The following is a 238-nucleotide window of genomic DNA, read 5'->3' on the forward strand; positions in this document are numbered from 1 at the left end:
GGGGCTGGATGTGTCGAAAGGCATGCTTGCTGAAGCGCGGGCTCGCTGCGCGCCATGGCCTCACGTGCGCTTTGCGCACACCGCCGGCCAAGACCTTGACGCGTTAGAACCTCGAAGCCTCGACCTCGTATTGGCTGTCGATAGTTTCCCTTACATCGTGCGCCTCGGCCCGACGGTGGTTGCGCGGCACGTCGCGGGCGCCGTCCGGGCGCTGCGGCCAGGTGGCGCACTGGTGGTC

General features: G+C 67.6%; 1 protein-coding gene. It reads left to right on the forward strand.

Annotated elements, in window-relative coordinates:
- Positions 1-10: 10 nt before the first annotated feature.
- Positions 11-238: class I SAM-dependent methyltransferase (locus ACZ6JE_RS15575; protein WP_464319536.1), on the forward strand; the 228-nt coding region annotated here is incomplete at its 3' end.

Source organism: Frigoribacterium sp. AC759, assembly GCF_979256015.1.